The 25240-nt window shown below is 61.5% G+C and carries 17 protein-coding genes and 1 other RNA gene; 7 read left to right on the forward strand and 11 right to left on the reverse strand.

Annotated features, from left to right (window positions below):
* Positions 1-149: 149 nt before the first annotated feature.
* From VJZ71_02385 to ssrA, 3 genes are all read right to left on the reverse strand, one after another.
* Complete coding sequence (locus tag VJZ71_02385; protein ID HKQ46899.1) at positions 150-1049, reverse strand: aminotransferase class IV; 900 nt, start codon at positions 1047-1049, stop codon at positions 150-152.
* Positions 1050-1083: 34 nt separating this feature from the next.
* Positions 1084-1806 carry an HAD family hydrolase gene (locus VJZ71_02390; GenBank protein HKQ46900.1) on the reverse strand — a complete coding sequence of 241 codons (723 nt, stop codon included), beginning with the start codon at positions 1804-1806 and terminating at the stop codon, positions 1084-1086.
* Between the two features lie 102 nt (positions 1807-1908).
* Positions 1909-2261, reverse strand: a transfer-messenger RNA (tmRNA) gene (gene ssrA / locus VJZ71_02395).
* 477 nt (positions 2262-2738) lie between these two features.
* On the opposite strand from ssrA, the gene VJZ71_02400 reads away from it, so the two are divergent.
* Positions 2739-7946 carry a M36 family metallopeptidase gene (locus VJZ71_02400; protein ID HKQ46901.1) on the forward strand — a complete coding sequence of 1736 codons (5208 nt, stop codon included), beginning with the start codon at positions 2739-2741 and terminating at the stop codon, positions 7944-7946.
* Between the two features lie 106 nt (positions 7947-8052).
* Here the strand turns inward: VJZ71_02400 and VJZ71_02405 are convergent, their stop codons facing one another.
* Entirely contained in the window at positions 8053-9630 is a 1578-nt protein-coding gene (locus VJZ71_02405) for a hypothetical protein (GenBank protein ID HKQ46902.1), read from the reverse strand.
* Positions 9631-9836: 206 nt separating this feature from the next.
* Between VJZ71_02405 and acs the strand changes: the two genes are divergently transcribed.
* The 6 genes from acs (at position 9837) to VJZ71_02435 (ending at position 16158) form a co-directional block, all read left to right on the forward strand.
* Positions 9837-11807: an acetate--CoA ligase gene (acs, locus tag VJZ71_02410; GenBank protein ID HKQ46903.1), complete on the forward strand. Its 1971-nt coding sequence runs from the start codon at positions 9837-9839 to the stop codon at positions 11805-11807.
* 302 nt (positions 11808-12109) lie between these two features.
* Positions 12110-12799 (forward strand): DUF3052 family protein, encoded by a 690-nt coding sequence (locus VJZ71_02415; protein ID HKQ46904.1) that lies wholly within the window; start codon positions 12110-12112, stop codon positions 12797-12799.
* Positions 12800-12830: 31 nt separating this feature from the next.
* A complete protein-coding gene (locus tag VJZ71_02420; protein HKQ46905.1) occupies positions 12831-13421 on the forward strand; it encodes an HAD family hydrolase in 591 nt (196 codons plus the stop codon).
* 20 nt (positions 13422-13441) lie between these two features.
* Positions 13442-14314 (forward strand): hypothetical protein, encoded by an 873-nt coding sequence (locus VJZ71_02425; GenBank protein ID HKQ46906.1) that lies wholly within the window; start codon positions 13442-13444, stop codon positions 14312-14314.
* On the forward strand, positions 14311-14826 hold the full coding sequence (locus VJZ71_02430; GenBank protein HKQ46907.1) for a DUF192 domain-containing protein: 516 nt from the start codon (positions 14311-14313) through the stop codon (positions 14824-14826). The genes VJZ71_02425 and VJZ71_02430 overlap by 4 nt, the downstream gene beginning before the upstream one ends.
* 96 nt (positions 14827-14922) lie before the next feature.
* Positions 14923-16158 carry a PP2C family protein-serine/threonine phosphatase gene (locus VJZ71_02435; protein HKQ46908.1) on the forward strand — a complete coding sequence of 412 codons (1236 nt, stop codon included), beginning with the start codon at positions 14923-14925 and terminating at the stop codon, positions 16156-16158.
* A 56-nt stretch (positions 16159-16214) separates the two neighbouring features.
* On the opposite strand, the gene VJZ71_02440 is transcribed toward VJZ71_02435, so the two are convergent.
* The 7 genes from VJZ71_02440 to nuoH are packed head-to-tail and all read right to left on the reverse strand — an operon-like array spanning position 16215 to position 24842.
* A complete protein-coding gene (locus tag VJZ71_02440) occupies positions 16215-16643 on the reverse strand; it encodes a hypothetical protein (protein ID HKQ46909.1) in 429 nt (142 codons plus the stop codon).
* Positions 16644-16671: 28 nt separating this feature from the next.
* The gene (locus VJZ71_02445) at positions 16672-18267 is read right to left on the reverse strand and encodes an NADH-quinone oxidoreductase subunit N (protein HKQ46910.1); all 1596 of its coding nucleotides are present in this window, start codon (positions 18265-18267) and stop codon (positions 16672-16674) included.
* 1 nt (position 18268) lies between these two features.
* Positions 18269-19834, reverse strand: coding sequence for an NADH-quinone oxidoreductase subunit M (locus VJZ71_02450; protein HKQ46911.1), 1566 nt, complete (start codon positions 19832-19834; stop codon positions 18269-18271).
* Positions 19835-19851: 17 nt separating this feature from the next.
* Entirely contained in the window at positions 19852-22272 is a 2421-nt protein-coding gene (locus VJZ71_02455) for an NADH-quinone oxidoreductase subunit L (protein ID HKQ46912.1), read from the reverse strand.
* Between the two features lie 9 nt (positions 22273-22281).
* Positions 22282-22593: an NADH-quinone oxidoreductase subunit NuoK gene (gene nuoK / locus VJZ71_02460; GenBank protein ID HKQ46913.1), complete on the reverse strand. Its 312-nt coding sequence runs from the start codon at positions 22591-22593 to the stop codon at positions 22282-22284.
* A gap of 5 nt (positions 22594-22598) precedes the next feature.
* Positions 22599-23093, reverse strand: a complete 495-nt coding sequence (locus VJZ71_02465) for an NADH-quinone oxidoreductase subunit J (protein HKQ46914.1) — start codon at positions 23091-23093, stop codon at positions 22599-22601.
* A 21-nt stretch (positions 23094-23114) separates the two neighbouring features.
* Positions 23115-24842 (reverse strand): NADH-quinone oxidoreductase subunit NuoH, encoded by a 1728-nt coding sequence (nuoH, locus tag VJZ71_02470; protein ID HKQ46915.1) that lies wholly within the window; start codon positions 24840-24842, stop codon positions 23115-23117.
* Positions 24843-25240: the final 398 nt, after the last annotated feature.

The following is a 25240-nucleotide window of genomic DNA, read 5'->3' on the forward strand; positions in this document are numbered from 1 at the left end:
AGTAAGGGTTTGAACACGTACACCAAATCCAATGTCGGGGGAAGATGGGGATATTGCAGAAATGTCGAATCGCCTGGTGGTTAAGACGGCGTCGAAGCGTATTAATCTCTTGCCGTTAACGTCTTGCCTGGGCCGTATATCAATTCAATTCAGACGACTTCCACTCCCTCGGTCTCGGTCAATTTTCGGTACAATTCGCTCAGGCGCGCGGTCATCGGCCCCGCACGACCATCGCCAATCACTCGGCCATCCACTTTGATGACCGGCGCCAGCTCACCCATCGTGCCGCTGCAGAAACACTCCTCTCCGCGATAGAGTTCGGTCAACGACAGGTCCACCTCGGCACAGGGAATTCCATGCGACTGACACAGACCCAATACGGTCGCCCGGGTGATGCCCTCGGGACAGGCGATCGGCCGGCTGGTTCGCACCATCCCCCCTTCAACGATGAACACATTCGTCGCATTCGTCTCGGCGATGAAACCCCGCGTGTCGAGCATCAAGGCGTCGTCCACGCCCGCGACGTTGGCCTCGATCTTGGCGAGGATCGACTGGATCAGATTGCAATGATGGATCTTGGGATCCAGACAGTCCGGAGGAAAACGGCGGATGCTGCTGGTGATTAAGGTGACGCCCGACTTGTCGTAAACCGGCGGCTTGTGCTCGGCGACAATAATCAGGGTGGGCCCGGCGGTATTCAGCCGCGGATCCATCCCGCTGGTGTACTTCACGCCGCGGCTGAGGGTCAGCCGAACGTGCACACCGTCTGTCATGTGGTTGGCGGCGAGTGTGCGGCGAAGTTCGCCGACCATGTGTTCATCCGCGGGAATCTCGGCAAAGGCGAGGGCCTTGGCCGAGCTGCGCAGTCGCGCCAAATGCTCATAGAGCTTGAAGATGCGACCGCGGTAGAGTCGTAGCCCCTCCCACACCGCGTCGCCGCCCTGGACCGCCGAATCGAACGGGCTGATGCCCGCCTCGTCGCGGTGGATCAGCCGACCGTTGATATTGATGAGGAGGTCCTTGTTCAGCGGGTTGAAAGATTGGAGCATGGTCTTCCAATGATGGCGCAGACGTCGCCTTCAATCAACGGCCCAGGCGCTGGGCATAAAGCGCTTCATAACAGCCCAGGCATTCTTCGAGAAGGGGTCGCAGGTGCTCCGGCATCTCTTCGTGTTTGGGTCGATACGGCTCAAAGCCGGTGGATTTCTCGACCGCCGCATACCAGTGTTGGGCCCAGATCCCGTCGGTGGATCGTCGTCCGGCGGGCCAGGAGAGCATCGACTCTGAGAATTCAACTCCCAGTGCGATGCAAAGCAGTTCGAGCATCCGGCGAGGGTTCTCCAGGACGTCTCGTGCATCAACGATGGGCGGCGCGCTATCCGTAGCGCCTTCGATGAACTGAAGAATCTCGAGTTGCTGGGGAAGGCCGGTGTCCGCCAATCGCGGGTGTGGAAGGACTTTGGTGAGCGATGTCAGCATTTCTGCGGGATGGCGGATCAGCAGCCCATTCGTCAAATGCCGCAGGAAACCACGGTCGATCTCCGGCAACAAATGATGCGCCATGTGCTTTTGATAATAGATGCGCTTGCCCTCAGGGATGGGGCCCGTCAGAGAGGCCACGACCTTCCGCCAATCCGTCTCGTGATGAGCGACGACTTCGTCACGACCGGGATGATCCACATCGGTTTTCAACAGATAATGAGCGTAGAGTGGCTCGTCGCACACCGCTGTGTCGGGCCGATTGCCCCAAGCGCGCATCAACGCCGTAGAGATGTTGCGCGGGCCGGACCACATGGCTATGCGCAAGGGGGATTTCATACTTGGGTTTTTGAGCCAATCGACCGCAAAAGAAAACGCGGAGAGTGCGCGAAAAAGCCCGTCCTTATTGGCTTTTTCGCAACACTCCGCGACTGGAGGCGGCGGGAATCGAACCCGCGTCCCGTAGCACTTCAGAAAAGGCCTCTACGTGCATAGTCGATGGTTTGTCGTCGACCCGGTGGGCGCCCATCGACAGGCTACCATCGGGTCCAGCTCCGCTGTTTTCTCACCGGCTCACGGCCGAGCAGCGCAAACCAGCCAGCCTGCTGGTTACCGTCGCCCCGCCTAGCAGGCGTTGGCGGATTGACGGGCAGTCGTTTTAGGCTGCCATGCTTAACTGAGAGTTAGCATGTAAAATTTTGCCAGGTGTTTTACGAGGCCGCCTGACCACCTCGGCACGCCACCTTTCCGTCAACTTGCCCGGTCGAAGCCAGATCGCCCCCGACCTTCAAGGAATAACTCACTATCCCGAATAGGCCGAGATAACGAGACGTTCATCCGGATTATAGAGATGCGCGACCGATAGAGCAACGCCGGTATCCCTGCTAATGACCCTGTTCGCACAGCGCGTTGTGTGAGCATGCGCTGGTAACGTTTTCGTTAACGCCGGGGGGATCGAGTTTTCGAGTGTGAAACACGATTTTGGCCGGGAAGGCGATTTCGGCACGCAAATTGCTAGAGATGACGGGCCGGCCCATCTGGGCGGTGCCGGGAATTTATCGAAGCAGGCGTTTTAAACTTGCGGTGAGGGCGTGATTCCACGTCCGCGCAGAGCGTGCGCATTCGTTCGATGCTGGGTTGGGGGAGAGGGAGTCATCGAAGGTCCATCGGACCGGCGCGGTACCACTACAAAACTGATTCTGACGAAATCCGTGCCCGCAGGTCCGCGGCCAGATGGTCATTAAAGAGAGGAAATTTCCATGAGCCGAACCCATCTTTTCGCGTCGTACTTGATGAGCATTCTTTTTGCCGCGCCGGTCAGGGCCGGTGAAGCCCACCCTCCGTCGGCCCTGCCGGATTTTGACTTCGCCGGAGGTATTCGGATGGAAACCGGCGCGAGCGTCGCGCTGAAGCCGGCCCAGAAGGCGAAACTGGCCGAACTGGAGGCGGCAATCGGGGGCGACTTGCGCATCACAGTTAACACGCAGGGTCTTGCGCCAAGGAGCCTGGCGGGCTCGAGGCCGCTGACAGCTCCTTCGGGTCAACCTGCCGAGGCCATCGCGGAGGCGTTCCTGCGCGCCAACAAGGCTTTTTATGGATTCACAGACCAGGAGATCACCAACCTCCAGCTTGATGCGCAGTACACGGACGCGCACAACGGCGTGACGCACGTTTTTTATGGGCAACTGGCCGACGGGATTCCTGTTTTTCCGGCCAGCCTGGGTGTCCACATCAACGCGCGCGGGCAAGTGCTAAGCGTTCAGGGCGATGTATTCCCGGGGGTTCGCGTTCCGGCCGCGGCCGCGCTGACCCCCGAGCGGGCGGCGGAATTGGCCGCACAACACGTGGGTGTCAACTACCACGCGACTCGGACAGGAGCCAGAGGTGACAAAGTCGAATTAGCTCAAGGGGCGTTTTTGGCTCCGGTTAGCGTTACGCGAGTGGTTTACCCGCTCTTGGGCAATCCCCGGCTGGCGTATCGGATGTTGCTGGAGAAGAACGGCTTGGAATGGTATGACGTGGTCATCGACGCCAATTCCGGGCAGATCCTGAATCGCCGAAACCTCTACGCTTGTACGGGCCTGCTAACGCCCTCGTCGCCCCCCGAGGCTAACCCCGCCGGGCCCCGCGCCCTCGTTTATACGGATCATCCGCTGGCGACGGTGCGAGGAACCGGCGATCAGTCGCGAAAGTATCCCTACACGTGTGACCCGTCCGGGCATGCGCGCGGCTATGCCAATGCGCCGCTGAATGGAGCGGACAGCTATTCGGTGACGCCGCACGCAGGCGAATTCGTCATCGACCAGACGCTTTTGCCAATGCCCAATTCGACGAACCCGGTGCGATCCAACAGCCTGCCGCTGGTGTCGACTCCGCAGTCGCCGAGTGGATGGTTCACTCTGCAGGCCGGTCATTACACCACGATCGGCAACAATGTGGATGCCAAGGATGATCACGCGGCGGATAACGAGGCGACCATCGGCTTTCGGCCGGATGGGGGCCTAAATGGTGACTTCAGCGGCCCCGCATATGTGTACCAGCATTATTACGCTCAGAACGGTCCCTACGCCGACACCGCGGCGCGGCTGGCCGGGGCGGCGCCCGATCTACCTGCGGTCGTCACGAATTTGTTCTATTACAGCAATTGGTATCACGATTTTCTCTATCACTTGGGGTTTACGGAGGCGGCGGGAAACTTTCAACAAGATAATTTCGGGCGCGGCGGCGCCGGCGGTGACTATCTTTACGCCGACGCCCAAGACGGCTCGAGCACGGACAACGCCAACTTCGGCACGCCGCCGGACGGTTCCCATCCACGCATGCAGATGTTTCTCTTCACATCGCTGCTCCGGGATGGAGATCTCGACGCCGATATCGTGTATCACGAGATTTCTCACGGATTGTCAAATCGACTCGTCGGCGGGCCAAACAATACGTCTTGTCTCGGCGTCGGGTTGGTGGGCGAATCCGGTGGCATGGGCGAAGGATGGGGCGATTGGTACGCCGCAATGATCGCCGACGAGCCGGTGATGGGAGAATATGCCACTGGCGATACGGCGGCCGGCATTCGCCGCTTCGCGATGAATGAAGGGCCCGACGACTTCACGTACGGCTTCATTTGTACGGGTCCTCCCAGCAACCCCAGCCTGGTAGCGTGTGAAGTTCACGACATCGGCGAGTTTTGGTCCATCGTTCTTTGGGAAGTGCGCGAGGCGATGATCAATCGCTTTCACAATCGGGCATTCCCCGGCGGACCGACCTTTCCCACCTTTACCTCGGCGGGCTCCCCTGCCGGCAACATCAAGAATGCCCAGGGTCGAACGACGGACGGCAGCAACAGCCCCGCGCAAATCGACAACGCGACGATCGAGAACGCGACGTTCGCCGTGTTGTTTGATGTGACCGACGGCATGAAGCTCGCACCGTGTAACCCCACGATGGTGGACATGCGCGACGCGATCCTGGCGGCCGACCGGGCGATAGGCGGTTCGCTCGTCGACGTGATTTGGCGGGCATTTGCCAATCGCGGTGTCGGCAGCGCGGCGTTCTCGACCGGCGGACAGGATTCCGGAGCGGCCGCAATTGTCGAAGACTTCACGGTGCCCCAGAGTGTGGCGGATTGCGAAGCCGCAGGCGGGCCTCTCTCCGCGCCGGTATTTACGGCAGTCTCCAACTCTCCGAACACGGTCGATATTACGATCACGCCCAATGGGGCGGCGGAGTACATTATCTACCGCAGCACGACGGGCGCGGGAACGACAGTTCAGCCCACGCCGTATGTCGAGATCGCTCGCTCAGCTTCGACCGTGTTTACGGATACGGGCCGCGATGGCGGTTTGACGCATTACTACCGTGTCCGCGCGGCGCGCAACGATGATTGCGTCTCCGACAGCAATGTCGTCAGCGTGATTCCGCTCGGCGGGGCGCTGCCGTGTGCGACGGATCCGTTCTTTAATGGACTAACCCGGGTGATCATACCCGGCGACTGCGCGCGGGTCCTGTTGGATTGGCTGCCGGCGCTTTCAAACTGCGCGGGCGGGCCGGTCGTTACCTACAACATCTATCGCGATACGTCGGCAACCTTTACTCCGAGCGCCGGCAACCGAATTGCCACGGGTGTCGCGGGCAACAGCTATTCCGATACGCCTGGCGCCTTGAATACCTTGTATTATTACGTCGTGCGGGGCGAAGATTCGACGACAGGTAATGGCGGGCCGGCGAATGACGGAAACGAGGATACAAATACGCTGCGTCGCTCCGCGCTGGTTACCAGTGCGGCACTCGTGTCCCAGGGCTTCACTGACGATGTCGAGAGCGGGCCTGACAACCAGAGTAGCGCTCACTTCACTTCGATTGGGTTTACGAGCCCCGCACAAATGGAACGCGGTGGCTGGTTCCGGGACAGCAATTCGGACCTGGTGACCCCGCACTCACCGGCCACGATGTGGCATACCTTTAATCCCGACAATAAGTCCGTCGCCCCGTCGGGCGATACGATTTACACGCTGACCAGCGACGTCATCACGATCACTCCGACCAGCATTCTGAGCTTCTACCATTCGTACCTGACGGAGCCGGCATTCGACGGCGGCGTGGTCGAAGCGGCGCTCGTCGACGACACGACCGGCCTCGTCGGCACATTTGTCGATATCGGGCACTTAATCTACGAGAACCCCTACAATGGCGTGCTCGACGCGGAGGGAAGCGACAATACGCTGGCAAACCGGCCGGCTTACACCGGCGGCAATCTGGGATCCATGATTCGCTCGCGGGCCTTCCTGGGCGCCTTGGTTCCGATGAGCGAGCCGGATCAGGAAATTGTGGTCCGCTTCGTCTTCGGCAGCGATGTCGCCAACACGATCACCGTCCCGCCGGTCGTGGAGGGGAGTTATTACCCCGGCTGGTATATTGATGATATCACGATTGACCAAAGCTGTTGTCCGCTCTCGTCTGCACCGGAAAACCTGATTGCAGCCGCGGCGGGAAACAATCAGATCGCGCTCAACTGGACCGCGCCCGGAGGCGCCGTGAGTCAGTATCTGGTACTGCGCGAGCAGGTCGGCGCGGGCGTCCCCGTCGTCTTTGACGATCTGATCGGCTCGGTGCCGGGCACGCAGACGACCTTCACCGACACCCAGGCCGAAGGTGGCATCACTTACGCCTATGTGGTGCGCGCAGTGCCGGATTCGGGATGTCCTTCAGGCGATAGCAATGTCGCGACTGCCACGACGACCGGCGTGTGCCTGACGCTGCCGAGCTTCCTGGGAGTCCGTCGGGTGACCGAGCCTCCGCTGGCCACCTGCGGACTGGATTTGATGTGGCAGGAGGGCATCGCGAATTGTGTCGGTGCGACGGTCAGCTATAACATCTATCGAAGTACTAGTTCAACGTTCACACCGGGCCCAGCGAATCGGATCGCCGAAGGCGTCAGCGGGCTTACATTCCGCGACCAGAGCGGTTTGGTCAGCGGCGCGACCTATTACTACGTCGTTCGCGCAGAGGATTCCACACCAGACGGAGGCGGTCCGGCCAATGGCGGTAACGAGGACCAGAACTTGGTTCGTCTGAGCGGCGTACCGCAGGGATTGCTCACGTCGGGTCCCGACTTCAGCGACGACATCGAGCCGGCGGCCAGTGCCGGGTATACGACGTTCAGCACTCGTGACGCGGGTGGGTGGCAAGTGCTGCCTGACGCGACGGCCCACAGCGCGACGAACGCCTGGGTCGTGCTGGACGACCAGCCGGGTTCCCCGACGCTTACCTCCAAGGACGATCGCCTCACACTGCCGCCGGTCAACCTGACCTCGACCAGTGTGATGACGTTTTGGCACAATTACGATTTCGCCCGGTTCTCGGATACGCTCCCTCCGCCCGATTTCCATAGCGGCGGCATTTTGGAGATTTCCGCCGACGGCCAGACGTGGTTTGACCTGAAAGACCACATCACATCTGGCGGATACACCGGCACCATCGACAGCGGGGCGACGAATCCGTTGGCCGGGCGGATGGCATGGGTCGGCTCCAGCGACGGCACCCCCGGAAGCCCCATTCCTGGGCGCGCGGACGCCATGCACCAAGTGCAGGTGAACCTCGGCGGGGCGATCCAGGACGTGAATTTCTTCGGCGTGACAAGCCTGCCGGGCGCGCTCGTTCGCTTCCGACTCGGCGGGACGTTCCAAGCCCTGCTAGGCGGCGTCCAGGGCACGGGCTGGGGCGTGGATGACCTCACGATCACCAACGTGCTGCAGGCGCAGGCGTGCAGCTCCTGCGCGGCCTGCGTGGGCGACCTGAACGCCGACGGCTATATCAACGGTGGCGATGTCCAGGTCTTTACGGATTGCGCCCTGGGCGGCGGATGCGCGGCCCCGGCGTGCGCCGACTTTAGCGGCGACGGCGTCATCGATCTGGACGACCTCGCGCCGTTCGTCGATGAGTTGATGAGCGACGACGACAATATCTGCCCGTAGCCAAAGGGCCGGGAGAAGAAGGTCGGCTTACTCATGGCGCGGACGGGCTCCGCGCCATGAGACATTTCTCAATGTTGCAGAGAGGAACTCGCTCCGGCCGCCGAGTCTAACACCGAAGCCGCTGTCCGAGCACCGGAGAAAGTTCGGCAAGGTGCTGATCGACCAGCCGCTTGGATCGGGCTTCCAGGACCAGGCGTAGCGCCGGCGGCGCTTCGGCGCGGCGAAGGTTGAACCACCAGTCGGCGTAGCGGACGGTCAGACCGTCAAGGTCGTCCACGTGTGCATCGGCATGGGCGGCGGCGATCTCGTTGAAGAGTCGGTCGGCGTCCTGATGCTCGAAGCCAATTTCTCCGGTGCAGCGATAACGCACGATGGGCCGTACGAGATTGGAGAGGGAGCGACCGGTCTCGGCAAGAAGGCTGACGACGTGGGCGACGGCGAGGAAAGCGGATTCGCCGTAGAAGTTGTCACGGAAGTAATAGTGGCCGCTAATGTCGGCGCCGAAGATGGCCTGCCGTTCAAGCATCATCTTCTTGAGCAGTTGTGAGCCGATGCGGCTGGGGATGCAGACGCCGCCGGCCTCGTCGATTTCCTCCAGCGCGGCGCGCGTGCACCGCAGGTCGAGAACAATGGACGCCCCGCGCTCTCGCTCAATAAAGCGGCGGGCTAATAACGCGGCGATGATGTCCGGGGCGACCACCTTGCCCTTGTCGTCGACAAAGACGCAGCGGCTGGCATCCCCATCGAAGGCGACGCCGAGATCGGCGCGGCGGTCCTTCACTGCGGCGCGCAGCTCGGCGGTGTTGGCCGGGTCGAGGGGGTCGGGAGTGCGCGCTAACCGGCCCTCCTTGTCGAAGTTGAGGCGTTTCACGTCCAGTTCCGGAACATCGTCGAAGATAAGGGGCCACCACTTGCTCGCGGCGCCGCGCGCGGCATCCACCACGATTTTGACCGGTCGACCCAACGCGCCGCCGCCGATGAGGAAGCGCCGGATGAAATCGCGATATGGCTCCTTCAGGTCCTCCTCGCGACAGCCGGCGGTGGAGCCGGAATCGTGCCGCGGCACGCGAAGGGCAATATCGCGAATACTCATCAAGCCGGTCTCCGCGCCGATGGGGAAGCCCTTGGCGGCGGAGATGCGAAAGCCGCTGTAGCCGGCGGGATGGCGGCCGCCGGTCGTCTGGATTCCGCCGCACGCGCGAAAGTAGTTCACGGCGAAATAGAGCTGGGGCGTATCGATCGCGCCGATGTTGATGACATCGATACCGGTCGAGCGGATTCCGTCGATCAGGCCGATTTGAAGCTGCCGGCTGATGCTCCGCAGGTCGCGGCCGACGACGAGTGAACGAACCTGGGGATCGGCGCGCTCGAGGCCGCGCAGGCGCCCGTGAAGATATTGACCGGCGGCGTGACCGACACGCCAGGCCACGTCCGGGGAGAGCGGATAGGGCGCCGGGCCAAGGATGTCATGGGCGCGAAAGAGGGCCTCGATGGTCGCGACATCGCGCGGTCGGCCCCCCGGGGCGATGGCATTGCCGGGCTTTTCGTCATCATTGAATTGACAACCCGGGCACCTGGGAAAGTTGGTTCGGCGTCGGCCGCGACAGATGGCGTTGGAGATCTTGATGTGCTCTTCGCCGGGGCAGAACTTGAAATAGTCAAGCGTCGGCGGGGTAGGGGCCATGATGGGGATGTTACCGACAACGCGGCTGAAATACCACGGCGTGCGAAATGAAGTTGCCGCATCGCACGGACAAACAAATGTGCGTACGGCGCGCGTCCGGCGCGAGCTGCATCGGAACCGCCTTTGCCGGGCGCGCTGTTTTCCAGTAAAATCGCGGTCGCTCGCCCGGTGAAATGGCCAATGAGCGTTTTCGGAGGTTAAACATCATGACGGACACCCACATCGAATCGGTTATGACCGGGTCGGAAAAATACCCGCCGTCGGCGGCGTTCTCCGCGCAGGCCCACGTGAAATCCCTGGCGGAATACGAGCGTTTGCACCAGCGCTCGATCAAAGACCCCGAGGGCTTCTGGGGCGAAGTGGCGGGGAATTTTCACTTCTTCAAGAAATGGGACCGCGTTCTGAAATGGAACCTGCCGTTTTCGGAATGGTTCGTCGGCGGACAGACGAACATGAGCTACAACTGTTTGGAACTCCAGATCGAGCGCGGTCGCGGCGATCAGACGGCGATCCTCTGGGAAGGCGAGCCGGTGGATGAACACGGGCGGCCGAGGGAGGTGCGAAAATATACTTATCGCGAGCTTCTTCGTGAAGTGTGCAAGTTCGCCAATGGCCTCAAGTCGATCGGCGTCAAGAAGGGCGACCGCGTCACGATCTACATGCCGATGACGCCGGAGCTGCCGATCGCGATGCTGGCCTGTGCGCGGATCGGCGCTCCGCATTCCGTAATCTTCGGGGGGTTCTCAGCCCAGGCGATCGTCGACCGGGTCCAGGACGCCGAGTCGCACTACATCGTCACGTCGGATGGCGGTTATCGCCGGGGTTCTATCGTCCCGCTCAAGACGAACGTGGACGAGGCCTGCGCGATGACCGACCTGGTTAAGAAGGTCGTCGTGCATCGGCGTTGCGGCAACGATGTCACGATGAAAAGCGGGCGCGATGTGTGGTGGCATGATCTCGTGGCAAACGCGACGGACAACTGCCCCGCCGAGCCGCTCGACAGCGAGCACATGCTCTTTTTGCTGTATACCAGCGGCAGCACCGGCAAGCCGAAGGGCATCCTGCACACAACCGCCGGCTACATGGTTTACACGGGCTATACGGCGAAACTCCTCTTTGACTTCAAGCCCAATGACATTTTCTGGTGTACGGCCGACATCGGTTGGGTCACCGGACATACCTACATCGCGTATGGTCCGCTGCTCAATGGCGTGACCGTAGTCATGTACGAGGGCGCGCCCAACCATCCCGACTGGGACCGCTTCTGGGCGATCTGCGCGCGGCACAAGGTAAACAAATTCTACACGGCGCCGACGGCGATCCGGGCGTTTATGAAGCAGGGTCCGCAGCATCCCGAGAAGCACGATCTGACCGGCCTGCAACTCCTGGGCACCGTGGGGGAGCCGATCAACCCGGCGGCCTGGACGTGGTATCACGAACACATCGGCGGCAAACGCTGTCCAATCGTCGACACGTGGTGGCAGACCGAGACCGGCGCCGCGATGATCGCGCCGTTGCCGGGGGCCATCCCCACCAAGCCGGGCTCGGCGACACGGCCGTTTTTCGGGATCGATGCGGCGATCATGAGCAAGGAGGGAGTCGTACAAAAGGCCAACAGCGGCGGGTTCCTGGTGATCCGCAAGCCGTGGCCCGGGATGCTCCGCGGGATCTACGGTGACGAAGCCCGTTTCCGCAAGCAATATTGGTCGGAGATCCCCGGCGTTTATTTCACGGGCGACGGGGCGCGCTGCGACGAGGACGGCTACTTCTGGATCATGGGCCGCGTCGACGACGTCATCAAAGTCTCCGGTCATCGCCTGGGAACGGCGGAAGTGGAGTCGGCGCTCGTCTCGCATCCCAAGGTGGCGGAGGCCGCGGTCGTCGGGTTTCCCGATGAAATCACAGGCGAGGCCATTGCCGCGTTCGTTACGGTGAAGGGCGGCGCGAAGCCGGACGACGCACTCAAAGATGAGCTGAAAAAGCACGTTACCGCGCAGGTAGGGGCGATCGCCCGGCCGAAGGACATCCGTTTCACCGAGGCGCTGCCCAAGACGCGAAGCGGAAAAATCATGCGCCGCCTGTTGCGGGAGATGGCCACGAAGGGACGCGTGGAGGGCGATACCACGACGCTGGAAGACTTTACGACGATTGCCAAACTTCGCGATGACGAAGGATAAGCCCTATCGCGTTCGGCCCGGACCTGATATAATCCGCTCCCGGTACGTTGGGCATTGAAGTACTCGCGGCGGGCAGCACGTGGAACGGCCGACCGGCCTGGACGATATAGCTCCCGTTTAGAGGGTCCCACGGACGCGGACCCTGAAGACGACGGACCGACCGAGGGTTGGAAGGCGCGGCGCGGTCGCCTCGGGCCTCGCACAAATGCGGCTCGCGATGGATCGGAGTTTTCCGCCGAGGGCGGGTTTCCGAACAGGCGGGCGGCGATGAGTCGCGAATTCTTGCAGAAAGGATTGTCTGCATGGCAATGGAATCAGCGTGTAAGCTTCAAGTCGGCCGGGATCATTACGACGGGAAGGTGCGCATGGAGGCGGACCACATCGATTTTGCCGGCCAGACCAAATTCCGCTTTCGCATCCACGAAATGACGGCCCCGCGGCGGCAGGACCTGACGATTCAGTTCGGGTTCCACGGCCACGGCGTGATCATCGAACTGGCCAGCGAGCGGGCGGTGCAGAACTGGATCGACTATATCCTCCACCCGCGAACGCTGGCGGACAAGCTGGGCGTCAAAGAGGGGCATACCATCCGGGTGATGAACCTCGACGACACGGAGCTTTTGGATTCTCTCCAGACCAAGAAGACCAAACTGGTCTCCCAGGCGTCGTCGCGTTGCGACCTGGTCATGCTCGGCGTCGAACGGTCCAGCGAACTGCGCCAATTGGAAGACCTCAGCGAGAACCTGCGTCCCAACGGCGCCATCTGGGTCGTCCTGCCCAAGAGCGGCCGGACGGTCACCAAGGCCAACGTCGTCGCGGCGGTCCGCGAAGCGGGCCTGAACCATGTCGAAGTCGTGGATTATTCCGAGACGCAGTCGGCGCATAAGATCGTTCGCAATCACCTCCGCAAAAAATCGGGCAACGGCGCCTATTCGAGCGTGGTGGACCCGGATCCGCCCACTCCGCGCCGTGTGTCCGCGAAAGACAAGTAAGCGCGACGGACTCGATCGACAATTTCGTACCATGGATTGCACGCGCGGGGCCGTAATCTTTGACATGGACGGCACGCTCACGCGGCCAACCCTCGATTTTGACTTGATCCGCGCGGAGATCGGCATCGTCGCCTCCCCGATTCTCGAAGCGGTTGGAAGGATGACGCCGGGGGAGCGCGAGCGGGCCGAGTCGATCCTCCGCCGCCATGAGTCCGAGGCGGCAGCCAACAGTGAATTGCAGCCCGGCGCGGCCGAAGTCGTGGCGGCACTTCGAACGGCGGGCTGGCGGGTGGCCCTGATGACGCGAAACTCGCGGGCGTCCACCCGCGTCCTTCAGGAACGTCATGGGCTGATTCTCGATTTCGTGCGAACGCGCGAGGATGGGACATTCAAGCCGTCGCCGGAACCGATCTTCGACATCTGCCGGGCCCTGGAGCGGGACCCGGCCGCGTCCTATGCCATAGGAGACTATCACTACGATATTCTGTGCGGGAAAGCGGCGGGCGCAACGACCGTTCTGCTACTCGACGGCGGCGGGGATCGGCCGCCGTGGGCGGACGAGGCGGACCTGGTCATTTCGCAGTTGACAGAACTGTTAACCCATATGGGTCTCCGGCCCTAGGCTCGCCAGGAGAACGCCTCGTGCCTAGAATCGTCAGCATGATCTCCAATTTCCAAAAGGATCGTCCCGCAGGATCGCCCTCGTGGCCCATCGTCCACGTGCTGGTTGCGACAATCGTTGCGACGGGTTGTCTGGCCGATGAGCCGCCGCCGAAGGAGTCCGCGCCGACGAACGTCCAGCCCGCGACCGACCGACTGTCGTCGGGGGACGCGAAGCTTGACGCCATCCTCGATCGTCTCGAGACCAAAGGCAAGACGATGAAGGGACTCTCGTGCAAGTTGCTTTATCGATACGTCATGGTGGAGGTCGTACAAGACGAGCAGGTGAAAGAGGGCTCGCTCCTTTTCGCCCGGGGAGAGCCGAATTCCCGGTTCTTCATCCACTTTAATAAGTTGCTCGCCGACGGCGTCGTCAAGGATACCGGGGAGTATTGGGCCTTTGACGGCCGTTGGCTCGTCGAGCGCAATGATTTGACGAAGAAGATTATCCGGCGGGAGATCGCCCGCGAAGGACAGCGCGAGGATCCTTTCAAGATCGGCGAAGGGCCGTTTCCTCTGCCCCTCGGGCAAAAGCGCGAGGACATCCTGGCGAACTTCAAGGTCAAGCGCGAGGATTTCACGCTGGGCGATCCGCGAAACACCGACCATCTGCACTGCGTGCCCCTGCCGAACACCGCCCTGGCGGACAAATACAGCCGCGTCGAGATCTACGTCGATCGCGCCCTGGAGTTGCCGGTGCGGGTCGTCTCCGAGCGGGTGAAGGACGGCAATCGCATTGAGGTCGATTTCAGGGACATCGACGTCCGGCAGGCGCCCGACGGTTCAAGATTTCGCATTGAAGAGCCGAAGGATTTTGAAGTGTCGATTGAACCGCTCACGCCTGCAAATCCATGAATACCCGCAATAACTGGATCGGAGTTTTTCGCACGGTCGTCGCGATGACGGCGCTGGCAGTTCTGTCGAGCTGCGCGGCCGATCCGCGCCCGACGACCCCCCGCCCGACGACGCCGCGAAACGACTTTTCGAAGATGCGGACGGCGACCATCGTCATCACCGGCCGAACCACGTACACGGCCTACGTCGCGGACACGGAGGTCACGCGGGAATTCGGGCTCATGAACGTCACCGAGGCGGAGTTGCCCGCCGATCAGGGAATGATCTTCGTCTTCGACCAGGACCGGCTGCTCTCCTTCTGGATGCACAACACGATTATCCCCCTGGACATCGCCTACATCCGATCCGACGGAACGATCGTGAAGACCCACACCATGCAGCCGCTCGACGAGCGCGGCTATCCGTCCATCGAGCCGGCCCGATTCGCCCTCGAGGTCCGGGCCGGCCAGTTCGCGCAGTGGGGTATCCGGGCCGGCGATCATGTCGAATTACCGGCGGAACTGCTCAACTAACTGCCCTTTCCCATCGCTTCGCACTCAACCCTTCGACCGAGAGGACCGAAATAGCGAGACGGGCCCTTTTCGTGGGCTTCGAAAGGGATGGAAGCGATGCCATCGATCTCGCGCGCAAAGACAACAGCTGGGTCCGTCGGGACGGTCCCGTCAATTTCGGGCCCTGGTCCGGTAATTGAAATTGCGCTCGTCGCCTGTGAATCCTCAATCCCTGAAATTGCGCGAGGCCTCCTGAAAGAGCGAGAGTGGTGTCGTGTAAAGCAATTCAATGTCGGTGCGGCCCTGGAGGCGAATCTGGAGCGGTTTGACGTGGCGCTGATGGCGGATGCGTCAGGCCCGTCGCATGCCGGTCGCGCCGCCTGGGGCGAGGCCCTGGGCTGCCAGGGGATCGGTTACGTACGACTCGCGAAGGAAGCCCTTCCTCAGCACGAGGGCGTGGTGTGGCTGCCGCCGGATGTGCCGATGGAGCGGCTTCGGGGCGCGCTGACGGCGCTGGCCCAGCAGCGATCAGTCCTGCGGGCACACGCCCGGCAACTTGCGGGAATGCATCGCCTGCAACACAGACTCAACCATCATTTTGACGAACTGGACCACGAGCTACAGATGGCCTCGCGGCTGCAACGGGAGTTCCTGCCGCGCAGCGAGATGAACATCGGGCCGATCCGTATCAGCACGCTGTACCGGCCGTGCACGTGGGTCAGCGGCGACATCTTCGACATTTTCATGCTCGACGATCGGCACTTCGGGTTTTATCTGGCGGACGCCATTGGTCACGGAGTTTCTGCCGGACTTCTCACAATGTATATCAAGCACGCGATCCAGCCCCGGCGCGTCAGCTCTGCCGGCGTGGAGATCGCCCGACCGTCCGAGGTCATGGGGAAACTCAACGATCAACTCGCGGCGCAGGAACTTCCGGACTCGCAGTTCATCACGGGATGGTACGGGGTGATCGATACGCAAACGCTTCGACTGGAGTACGCCGTCGCGGGCCATCCGCCGCCGATGATCTTCGAGGGCGGCGAACTCGTGCAGGAACTGTACGGTGAGGGGCCGATGCTCGGCCTGGTCGGCGGTCAGAGCTACAGCGACGAGTCCATCGTGCTTGAGGCGGGACAGCGGCTTCTGCTTTTCAGCGACGGCCTGGAGCCAGCATTGATCGCTGAGCGAAGACCACGGTCGGAGCTTTCGATCCTCCAACCCGACGCCCGGAATTTCGTCGCGGCTCCGGCGGAGATACTGATCCGCGCCATCGTTTCGCAACTCGATGCCCAGCCGGGGAGCATTGCCCACGCGGACGATGTGTCGATGCTGCTCTTCGACGTTGAGCGCTAAGCACGTCCACTCGAAGCGCCGGTTGAGTCCATGAGGTCGGCTGGCAGTGGAATTCGCTACGCCGCCGGTTGCGCGAGATTGGCGTGCATCTTTTCCAATTCAGCCAGGTGACGCTGGTAGTCGGCGAGGAGGCGGGCGATAAGGGCGTCGGCCTGGGGACGGCCGGTCGAACCGGCGGATTCATAGGTCTTGACCAATTCCCGCACGCTGGTAATGACCTGCGGCATTAGGTACGACAGTTTGAGATAGTGAACGCCGCCCATTGAGGAGGGATACCTCGGCGGAACCGCTGCGCCGCGGAGTGTCAGGATCATTTCGACCAGCTCGCGCCGATGGCGGCCGACGTCGGCCACGATTCTCTCCACGACCGCGCGGTCGGCGGCGGCGGGCCACGTCACAAAGGGGTTCGATTCGCTGAGCCGATGCACCAGACTGCTCGATTCGGCATCCAGCAATCGGTTCAAAGTATCGACGGCATGTTCCATGTTTCATCCGTTGAAAGGAGGCGAATCGCTAGGGCTTCTCCGCAATGACGTTGCGCGGCGTCTGCTGTTGGGCGTAGGCGTCACGCGATCGGGCGTCGGAGAAACTCTTGAGCCGGCCGGCGGCGAACGTGCCGGTCAGCAGGATGCCCACGGCGCAAATCGCGACGGACACTTGTCCGAGCGGCGCGGTGTGTAGGGTGGGCTGGCCGTCATCCGTGAAGTACATCGCGTAGGCGATCCGGGCGTAGTAGTAGAGGCTGATGAGCGTGTTGAAGACCGCGACGAAGACCAGCCAGATCAGCTTCGCGTCGAAAAGGGCAAGGAGCAGATACCACTTGGCGATGAACCCGCCGAAAGGCGGCAGGCCGACGAGGGAGAAAAGGCACACGGCCATGACGACGGCCAGGAGCGGGGCGCGGCGGCCCAGGCCGTTGAAGGCGTCGAGCGTCTCCTTGCCGGTCGCCCAATAGACCAGGGCGACGCAGCCGAAGGCGCCGAGGTTCATCAGGAGATAGACGACCATGTAGGCAATGACGGCGCTGAACGCGGGATTGGCGGCGACGTCGGCATCAGGGCTCGCTGCCGGGACCCAGAGAATGGCGGCGGCCATGAGCATGTAGCCGGCATGGGCGATCGAGCTGAAGCCCAGCAGGCGCTTGAGGTTCGTCTGGCGGAAGGCGGAGAAGTTTCCGACCGTGCAGGTCAGCGCGGCCAGGATGGCAATGGCCAGCGAGATATTTCGCAAAGCTTCCGGCGAGTTCAGCGAGGCGGTCAGGACGGAGACGATGCGGAGCATCAGACCGATGCCGGCGGCCTTGCTGGCGACGCTCAGCCACGTCGTCACCTCAATCGTCGCGCCTTCGAAGACGTCGGGCGCCCAGAAGTGGAAGGGAACAGCGGAAACTTTGAAGCCGACGCCGACAAGGAAGGCGAAGATGGCGACGCCTTGGAGAAGCGAAACTCCCTCGAGGGCGATTCGTTCGCCGATCGTCGCCAAATCGAGCGTATGAAAGCTACCGTAGAGAAGCGACGCCCCGTAGATCATGATCGCGCTGGTGACAGCCCCGAACAGGATGTACTTGAGCGAGGCTTCGGCCGCGGGACGATGCTTCTTGCGAAACCCGGCCAGACCGTAGGAAGGCAGCGATGCGCTTTCCACGGCGAGGATGATCATCAGCAGGTTCGTCGTGCTGACCATGAGGGCCATGCCAAACGCGCTGCCGATGAAAAGGACGAAGAATTCGACGGCATCCTTGCGCTGCGTCCGCAGGCCGGTCAGATCGGAAGACTGACCGACGCACCACATGCCGGTGATCAGCACGAGGAAAAGGCTGATTAGAAAAATGAAGAAGTTGCTGAAGGGATCGACCACGAGCATCGGCCCTTCGGACTTGGGAGTAAGGCCTGCCCACGTCGTCGGATGGGCGAAGTTCCTGTAGCAGAGCCACGCTGTCAGCAGGCCCCCGGTGACCGCCAGAATGCCGCAGAGCCGCCAGTTGCGACCGCCGATGAGCGCGCCGAGCAGGATGGCGACGATCGTGGCGGCGATGCACCAGAGCGGGCCGAGCCGGGCCAGCTCTTCGGCGGATGGCATCCAGATGGTGGAGAGCACGGCGCTCGTCATATCAGCTTGCTCCGCCCATCACAGCGATGATGTCTTTGAGAGTTCCGTTCATCAGATCAAATGTGTAGCCCGGGAGGATCCCCATAAAGATCGCCAAGGCGGCCATGGGGAAGAGGATGGCCGTCTCGCGGGCATCGGCGTCGGGGAAGTGCGCGTATTCTTCGCGCTTCTTGCCGAGATAGACCCGCTGGATCATCCACAAAATGTACGCGGCGGTCAGGACGACACCGAAGGCGGCAATGACCGCGAAGGTCTTGGCCCAGGGGAACGGGGCGTTAAACGTCCCGATCAGCACCCAGAACTCGCCGATGAAGCCGCACAAGGCGGGCAGACCCAGCGAGGCAAAGAAGCCGAGTGTCGCCAATGACCCGTAGCGCGGCATGGCCAGCCACAATCCGCCGAAGCGATTGAGGTCGCGATGGTGCGCGCGGTCATAGATGACGCCGACGAGGAAGAAGCACATCGGGCTGGAGATGCCGTGGGCCAGTATCTGGAACATCGCCCCCTGAAAACCGACGGTCGTCATGATCGCGATGCCGAGGACCACGTAACCCATGTGGCTGATAGAGCTGTAGGCGACGAGGCGCTTGAAGTCGGTCTGCGCGAGGCAGCAAAAAGCCCCGTAGATGATGTTGATCAGGCCGAGCGTGGCGACACCGTACGCCAGCGCGGAGGCTGCCTCCGGGAAGATCGGATAGCACACCCGCAAAAATCCGTAGGCTCCGAGCTTTAAGAGGATTCCCGCCAGGATCATGGAGATCGGCGTGGGGGCTTCCACGTGCGCGTCGGGCAACCACGTATGGAACGGGAAGAGCGGCACTTTGATCATGAAGCCGATGAAGAGCATCACGAACATGGCCTGGCCAAAATTCCAACTGAGGAACTTCGTCGCCTCGCTGTTGAACATCTCGCGAATGGCGGGATTCGTCGCGTATTCGATGAGATTGAACGTCCCGCCGGGCGTGCCCATCGCCGTGGCGCTGGTGTAGTACATGGCCAGCAGCGCGACGAGCATCAGCACGGAGCCGGCCAGCGTATAGATGAAGAACTTGATCGCGGCGTATTCCTTCCGCGGCCCGCCCCAGACGCCGATGAGAAAGTACATCGGCAGCAGCATCACTTCCCAGAAGATGTAGAAGAGGAAAAAGTCGATCGCGGCGAACGTGCCGAGCACGCCAGTCTCTAGGATCAGAAAGAGTGCAAAAAAGCCCTTGGCCCCGCGATTGACGTTCCAGTGATCAAAGTTCCAACTGGCCCATGCGGAGAGCCATGTAATCAGCGTGGTAAGAATAATGAGCGGAAAAGAGAGCCCGTCGATGCCGACGTGGTAGTTGATATTGAAGTTGCCAACGTGGATCCACTCGACCTTGGTTTCGTATTGGAGGTTGGTGCCGTACTCGCCGCCGAAGGCCCCGCCGATGAACGGGCCGAAGAGGCTGCAGGAGATCAGAAAGACGGCGAAGGTAAATCCCCAGGTGATCGTCCGCGCCAGCCGCGCGGGGGCGGCGAGCACAATGATCGCGCCGATTGTCGGTAGAAAAATGAGCCAGTCAAGTATGCGTGCCACGGATCAAACTCCACAATTCATTTCTGTGCGACCGTCGTCGTCTTACTCGTAATCCACTGAAATCCCTCCGCCAGGCGCTCGTGAAACAGCACCGCCATGAGGGCAATCGCCGCCGCTCCGGCGACGCAGAGGACGTAGTTGCGTATTCGACCGTTCTGCGGGCGACGAATCTCCGTGCCGATGTCCAGCATCGCCCCGGCCAGACCGTTGGCGACGGCATCGACCAAACCGATGTCGCCGCGCTGCACGGGCATGTCCAGTTGCCGGCCCGTGAAGACGCCGAAGACGCGCGTGATCGCCGCGACGGCGTTGACGAGGCCGTCGATCACAAGCTTGTCGAAAAGACCGGCGATGCGCCCGAACAGGACCGTTCCGGCGACGAGCACGCCGTCATAGACGTGATCGAAGTAAAGCTTGTTCTCAAGGGCGGTGTGTACGGGTCCAAACGACCGCTTGAGTTTTTCGGCGACTTCCAATCCGCCGCGGTAGATCATGACGGCCAGGCCCATGCCGATGATCCACGCGAAACCGACGCCGTACTTCAGCCAATCGTGGGGGTTCTTACCGGCCGCGTGCGTCAGCGTCAGCATCGTGCCTTTTCCTGCCTCCGCGACGCTCTGCGCCTCGCCGTCGATGGCCACGATCGCCGGGGCATTCGTCGCCACTTTCGACGCGTCGTGAATCAGCGGACGAAACGTTGCATAGCTGCAATAGATCGTGCCGACGGCGAGAACGGCGAGCGGCAGGTACATCTTCCAATTCTCATGGGCGTGATCATAGACGTGGTGATCGCGCGGTTGGCCACAGAAGGTCAGCCACCAGACGCGCATCATGTAGAAGGGCGTGATATAGGCGATGAGGATCGGCAGCCAGAACATCCATTTGGGGAGTGTGCGAAGATTCGCGGCGATAGAGAGTTTTTCAGGTGTTCCGGTGCCGTGTTCTCCGCCGTGCTGGGCGGCTGCCCCGCCGTGCGGTGGGTCGCTCATGGCCAGGAGCAAGCGATTGTCGTTTGTTGCGGAGGCGATTTGAATTGGGCCTCCGGTTGCCTTCGCATGTTCCCCGGCATCGTCCGCTGCTGCGTCCGTCTTTTTCAGTGCCGGTAGGTTGAACGCCCGTTCGTAGGCGACGGCCAGAATCTCATCCTTGCTGAAAAAGCCGCCAAGACCGATGTGGGTAGCGGGAATACCGAACCCCGCGATAGCCAGCACGCCGATGAAAAAGGTCCAACACGTGACCGGCATCTTCTTTCGAAGTCCGCCCATCTTGCGGATGTCCTGCTCGTGGTGACAGCCTTCGATGACCTGACCGGAGCCGAGGAAGAGCATCGCCTTGAAGAAGGCGTGGGTCATCAGGTGAAAGAGCGCGGCGACCCACGCGCCGACGCCCAGGCCGAAGATCATGTAGCCAAGCTGGCTGAGCGTGGAGTACGCGAGCACCTTTTTGATGTCGGTCTGCACGATGGCGATGAGGGCCGTGATCGTCAGCGTAATACACCCGATGACGGCAACGAACATCTGCGCGTCGGGCGTCAGCAGCCGGAAGATCCGTGCGACGAGATAGACGCCGGCGGCGACCATCGTGGCGGCGTGGATCAGCGCGGAGACGGGCGTCGGGCCGGCCATCGCGTCCGGCAACCAGACGTGCAGCGGAAACTGCGCGGACTTGCCCATCGCCCCGCAAAAGAGGCCGATGCCCATGAGTGTGGCGAGCGAAAACCCGAACAGCGATATCTTCGAGGCGAAAATGCCCGTGCCGCCGCTGAATTGATCGGCGAAGTTCTTCGCGGCCAGGTCGAGATCAAACGTCCCCAGATAAAGGACGACCAGGGCCAGCCCGAGGATAAAGCCGAAGTCGCCGACGCGGTTGGTAATAAAGGCCTTCATCGCCGCGTCGCTGGCGAACTTCTTGTCGAAGTAGTAGCCGATCAGCAGATATGAACAGAGACCGACCAGTTCCCAAAAGATGAACAGGAACAGGAGGCTGTTGGCGACAACGAGCCCCAGCATGCTGAAGCAGAAAAGGCACAAATAGGCGAAAAAGCGATGGTACTTGCTGACGCCATCCACCTCGTCGCTGTGGCCCTCCATGTACCCGATGGAGAAAAAGAAGATCCAGAACGAAATAAACGTGACCATGAAGTACATGATCACGGTCAGCGAATCGAGCTTGACACCGACGTTGATGGGGATGTCGCCAAAGGTCGCCCAGTGCACCTGAGCCTTGACGGCGTGGGCGGTCAGCGCGTTGCGTTCGTTGCCCGATTTGTTAAGCCAGCCGAGGAGAACCCAGGCGGAGAGCAGGCAGCTCAAACCGATCGCTGCCAGCGCGACGTAGGAAGCCCGGGGCTTGCCAAGGCGCGGACCCCAAAAGGCGAGGATGGCAAATCCCGCCAGGGGTATGACGACGCCGAGTGCTAAAGCGGTGTGGTATTGCATTACAGTGCGTCAATGCCTCAGTTGGTCGCCCTGATCGACGTCGATGGTTTGCAGCGTGTTATAGAAGTTCATGAATATGGCAATGCCGATCGCGGCCTCGGCGGCGGCCAGCAGGATGACGAAGACGGCAAAGATATGGCCGTCGCCCGTTCCCGTCTGATAGCGGCTGAAGGCCACGAGGTTGATGTTCGCGGCATTGAGCACCAGTTCGACGCCGATAAGGATGCCGATGGCGTTCCGCTTCGTGACCATGCAGAGGATGCCGAGCGAGAAGACGGCCGCGGCGAGGAGCAGATAGTGATGAAGGCCTATGGTCAGCATCGCGGCTATTTCTCCGGTCGCGCCAGGTAGGCGGCGCCGATCATGACGACAAGCAGTAGCACGCTCGCGGCCTCGAATGGCACGAGATAGTCGGTCAAGAGCGATGTCCCGACGGCCTTGACCTGGGGTGAGGCCGCGAGTTGCCCGGCCGAGTGCGACCAATCGGCTTGCAGAAGGAGCGTAAAGAGCCCGCCGGCGAGCAGGAGCGTTACCAGAACGGAGGCGATGATCTGACCGCGCGTGGGCGAGAAGATGACAAACGGCGATTTGCTGGTGAGCATGACGCCGAAGACGATCAGGACGAGCGTTCCGCCGGCATAAACGATGAGTTGAATGACGGCCAACAGGTTGGCGTGCAGGACAAAATAGAGGGCCGCCACGCCGCCGAGCGTACCCAGGAGGCAGGTCGCCGCGCGGACGATGTTGCGCGAAAGGACGATGCCCAGCGCGCTGGCCAGCACGACGGCGGCGAATACATAAAATGCAAGGGCTTCAATCATCCGTTAATCAACATCAGCCTCTTACGATCCCGGCAAATGGTCAATGACCAACGTGCCGACGAGCCGCTTGCGATGCACATACCCGTACGTGGCGATGGCCAACATGCCGATCACCGCCGCGTAACCGATTAGCACCAACAACCAGTGAATCCCGCGGTCCAGGGCGATCATCCAATTCAATTGCAAGTGCGTCGTACCGAGGATCCAGAGCGTGTTGCCCAGGAGCATTACCATCGTGAGCGGTAGCAACACCTGAACACAGGCGTAGAGCACCTGGTCAATGCGAATCCGCGGCAGCGTCCAGCGAATCCACAGTTGAACGTAATAGAGGAACGCAGCCTTGAGGACAAAAAGGATGGGGCCTTCAAAAAACAGCCCTCGAATCAATCGCGGCATGAAGCCGTCGCCACCTGGCGCCCAAGCGGCCGGCATCGGCGACTTCCAGCCACCAAGGAAGAGAATCACGGCAAGGCCGGACACGACAAACATCGCAACATATTCGCCGAAGAAAAAGAGCGACCAGCGGAACCCGCTGTATTCGGTGTGAAAGCCGGCGACCAGTTCCGACTCCGACTCCGGCAGGTCAAACGGCGCCCGTTTGCACGAGGCCAGCGAAGCGATGTAGTAGCTGAAGAACGCCGCGAAGCACCACGGGTTTTTGAAGATGAACCAGCTCGCGAAGCCGTCCCCCTGCTGATCGGCAATGGCCGTCAATTGCAGCGTCCCGGCCGTCATCACGGGGATCAGCAGGCTCATGCCCATCGGGATTTCGTACGAGACCATCTGACACGCCTCGCGCATCGCCCCATAGACCGACCATTTGTTGTTGCTGGCCCAGCCGGCGAGGATGACGCCGACGACCTCGATGCCGAGCATGGCCAGAATGAAGAGCAGGGCCACGTCCAAGTCGCGAAAGACCCAGGCGCCGGCGAACGGCAGGGCGATAAACGCACAGACCGGCGGCACAAACGTCAGATAGGGCGCGAGCCGAAACAGAAGTTGGTCGCCCTCGGGAGGGATGAAATCCTCCTTGAAGATCAGCTTGACGCCATCGGCAGGCGATTGCAGCCAGCCATGCCAGCCGCCGACGCGCATCGGTCCCAGGCGGGATTGAATGCGACCGGCCACCTTTCGCTCCCACCAGATGCCAAAGACCGGCACGATGCTGAGGAAGCCGATGATCGCGGCCACGGCGACCAGATCGCGGATGAGATCAAATTGGAGCGGCCAGAGGACGTAGGCCACGAGCGGCACGGCCAGCAGGGGACGTACTTGTTGTACGCTCTCGTGGATTTCGCGCGTGGTAAGCGGCGCCCTGATACCCGTTCCGGGAATGGTCGTGACCACTGAGTTTTTGCCGGAGGTCGCCAAGGTGGACCGCGTGAATGCGAACAGCGCCGCATGGAGCCAAACGATGAGGCAAACGCCTATGACCCCGCCGAAGAAAAGCGTGAAGGCGACGTAGGGTGCCCGGAGAAATGCGCCGATCTGGCGATACCCCGCCACCGCCAGACCGCCGAGCACAAAGACCACGCCTCCGACGAACGGTCCCACGACGAGGGCCAGCGCGGGAAGGATCTTCCAATCCGCAATGCGCCGAGGATCGCCGAGTGCACAGAGCCAATAAGCGACCAAGGCGATCGATAATTGAGCCACACCCAGCCCGATCAGCAGTCGAATCGCCTTGGTTCGGTAGGTTTGAAGGACCTCGCGATCCTTGTATGTCCAGGGGATTGTGATCTGGCTCAAAAACGGGCGCTCCGGGGTTGTCCAAACTCCCACCCCATTACAGGGGCCCCGCGTTATAGCAATTCGGCCCGGGGTTTGCAAAGCCGCCCCTTCGGCGTGAAACCGGATCGGGATTCACCCCTATTCGCATGAGACTTGTGATAACAGGGGGTGAAAAGTTATACTGGATTTCTCGGGGTAGGAAGTCCCCATTCTGGGCGGGCCGGGGCAGTATGCCCGGAGCCGAAGGAACTATAAGCCCCTCCGGATTTCATGGAGGGCCGCCTCGCAATACACCGCGACGTCCACACGCGAACATTTCCCGCAGGCACGAGCGAGGAATGACGCGAACGGAGCATCCGCCGCGCAAGCGCGATGCCCCCGGACTTCGCAGGGCTCAAATTCTTTGCGCGAGGGCG

The sequence above is a fragment of the Phycisphaerae bacterium genome (assembly GCA_035275405.1).
In the GTDB taxonomy this organism is placed as follows: Bacteria; Planctomycetota; Phycisphaerae; order UBA1845; family UTPLA1; genus DATEMU01.

Bases quoted from the DNA above. Each gene is read 5' to 3' on its own strand.
- VJZ71_02405 (HKQ46902.1), bottom strand. From the start codon at position 9,630: ATGGCCCCTACCCCGCCGACGCTTGACTATTTCAAGTTCTGCCCCGGC.
- VJZ71_02465 (HKQ46914.1), bottom strand. From the start codon at position 23,093: ATGATTGAAGCCCTTGCATTTTATGTATTCGCCGCCGTCGTGCTGGCC.
- VJZ71_02455 (HKQ46912.1), bottom strand. From the start codon at position 22,272: ATGCAATACCACACCGCTTTAGCACTCGGCGTCGTCATACCCCTGGCG.
- VJZ71_02385 (HKQ46899.1), bottom strand. From the start codon at position 1,049: ATGCTCCAATCTTTCAACCCGCTGAACAAGGACCTCCTCATCAATATC.
- VJZ71_02440 (HKQ46909.1), bottom strand. From the start codon at position 16,643: ATGGAACATGCCGTCGATACTTTGAACCGATTGCTGGATGCCGAATCG.
- acs (HKQ46903.1), top strand. From the start codon at position 9,837: ATGACGGACACCCACATCGAATCGGTTATGACCGGGTCGGAAAAATAC.
- VJZ71_02420 (HKQ46905.1), top strand. From the start codon at position 12,831: ATGGATTGCACGCGCGGGGCCGTAATCTTTGACATGGACGGCACGCTC.
- VJZ71_02400 (HKQ46901.1), top strand. From the start codon at position 2,739: ATGAGCCGAACCCATCTTTTCGCGTCGTACTTGATGAGCATTCTTTTT.
- VJZ71_02445 (HKQ46910.1), bottom strand. From the start codon at position 18,267: ATGACGAGCGCCGTGCTCTCCACCATCTGGATGCCATCCGCCGAAGAG.
- VJZ71_02430 (HKQ46907.1), top strand. From the start codon at position 14,311: ATGAATACCCGCAATAACTGGATCGGAGTTTTTCGCACGGTCGTCGCG.
- VJZ71_02435 (HKQ46908.1), top strand. From the start codon at position 14,923: ATGCCATCGATCTCGCGCGCAAAGACAACAGCTGGGTCCGTCGGGACG.
- VJZ71_02415 (HKQ46904.1), top strand. From the start codon at position 12,110: ATGGCAATGGAATCAGCGTGTAAGCTTCAAGTCGGCCGGGATCATTAC.
- nuoK (HKQ46913.1), bottom strand. From the start codon at position 22,593: ATGCTGACCATAGGCCTTCATCACTATCTGCTCCTCGCCGCGGCCGTC.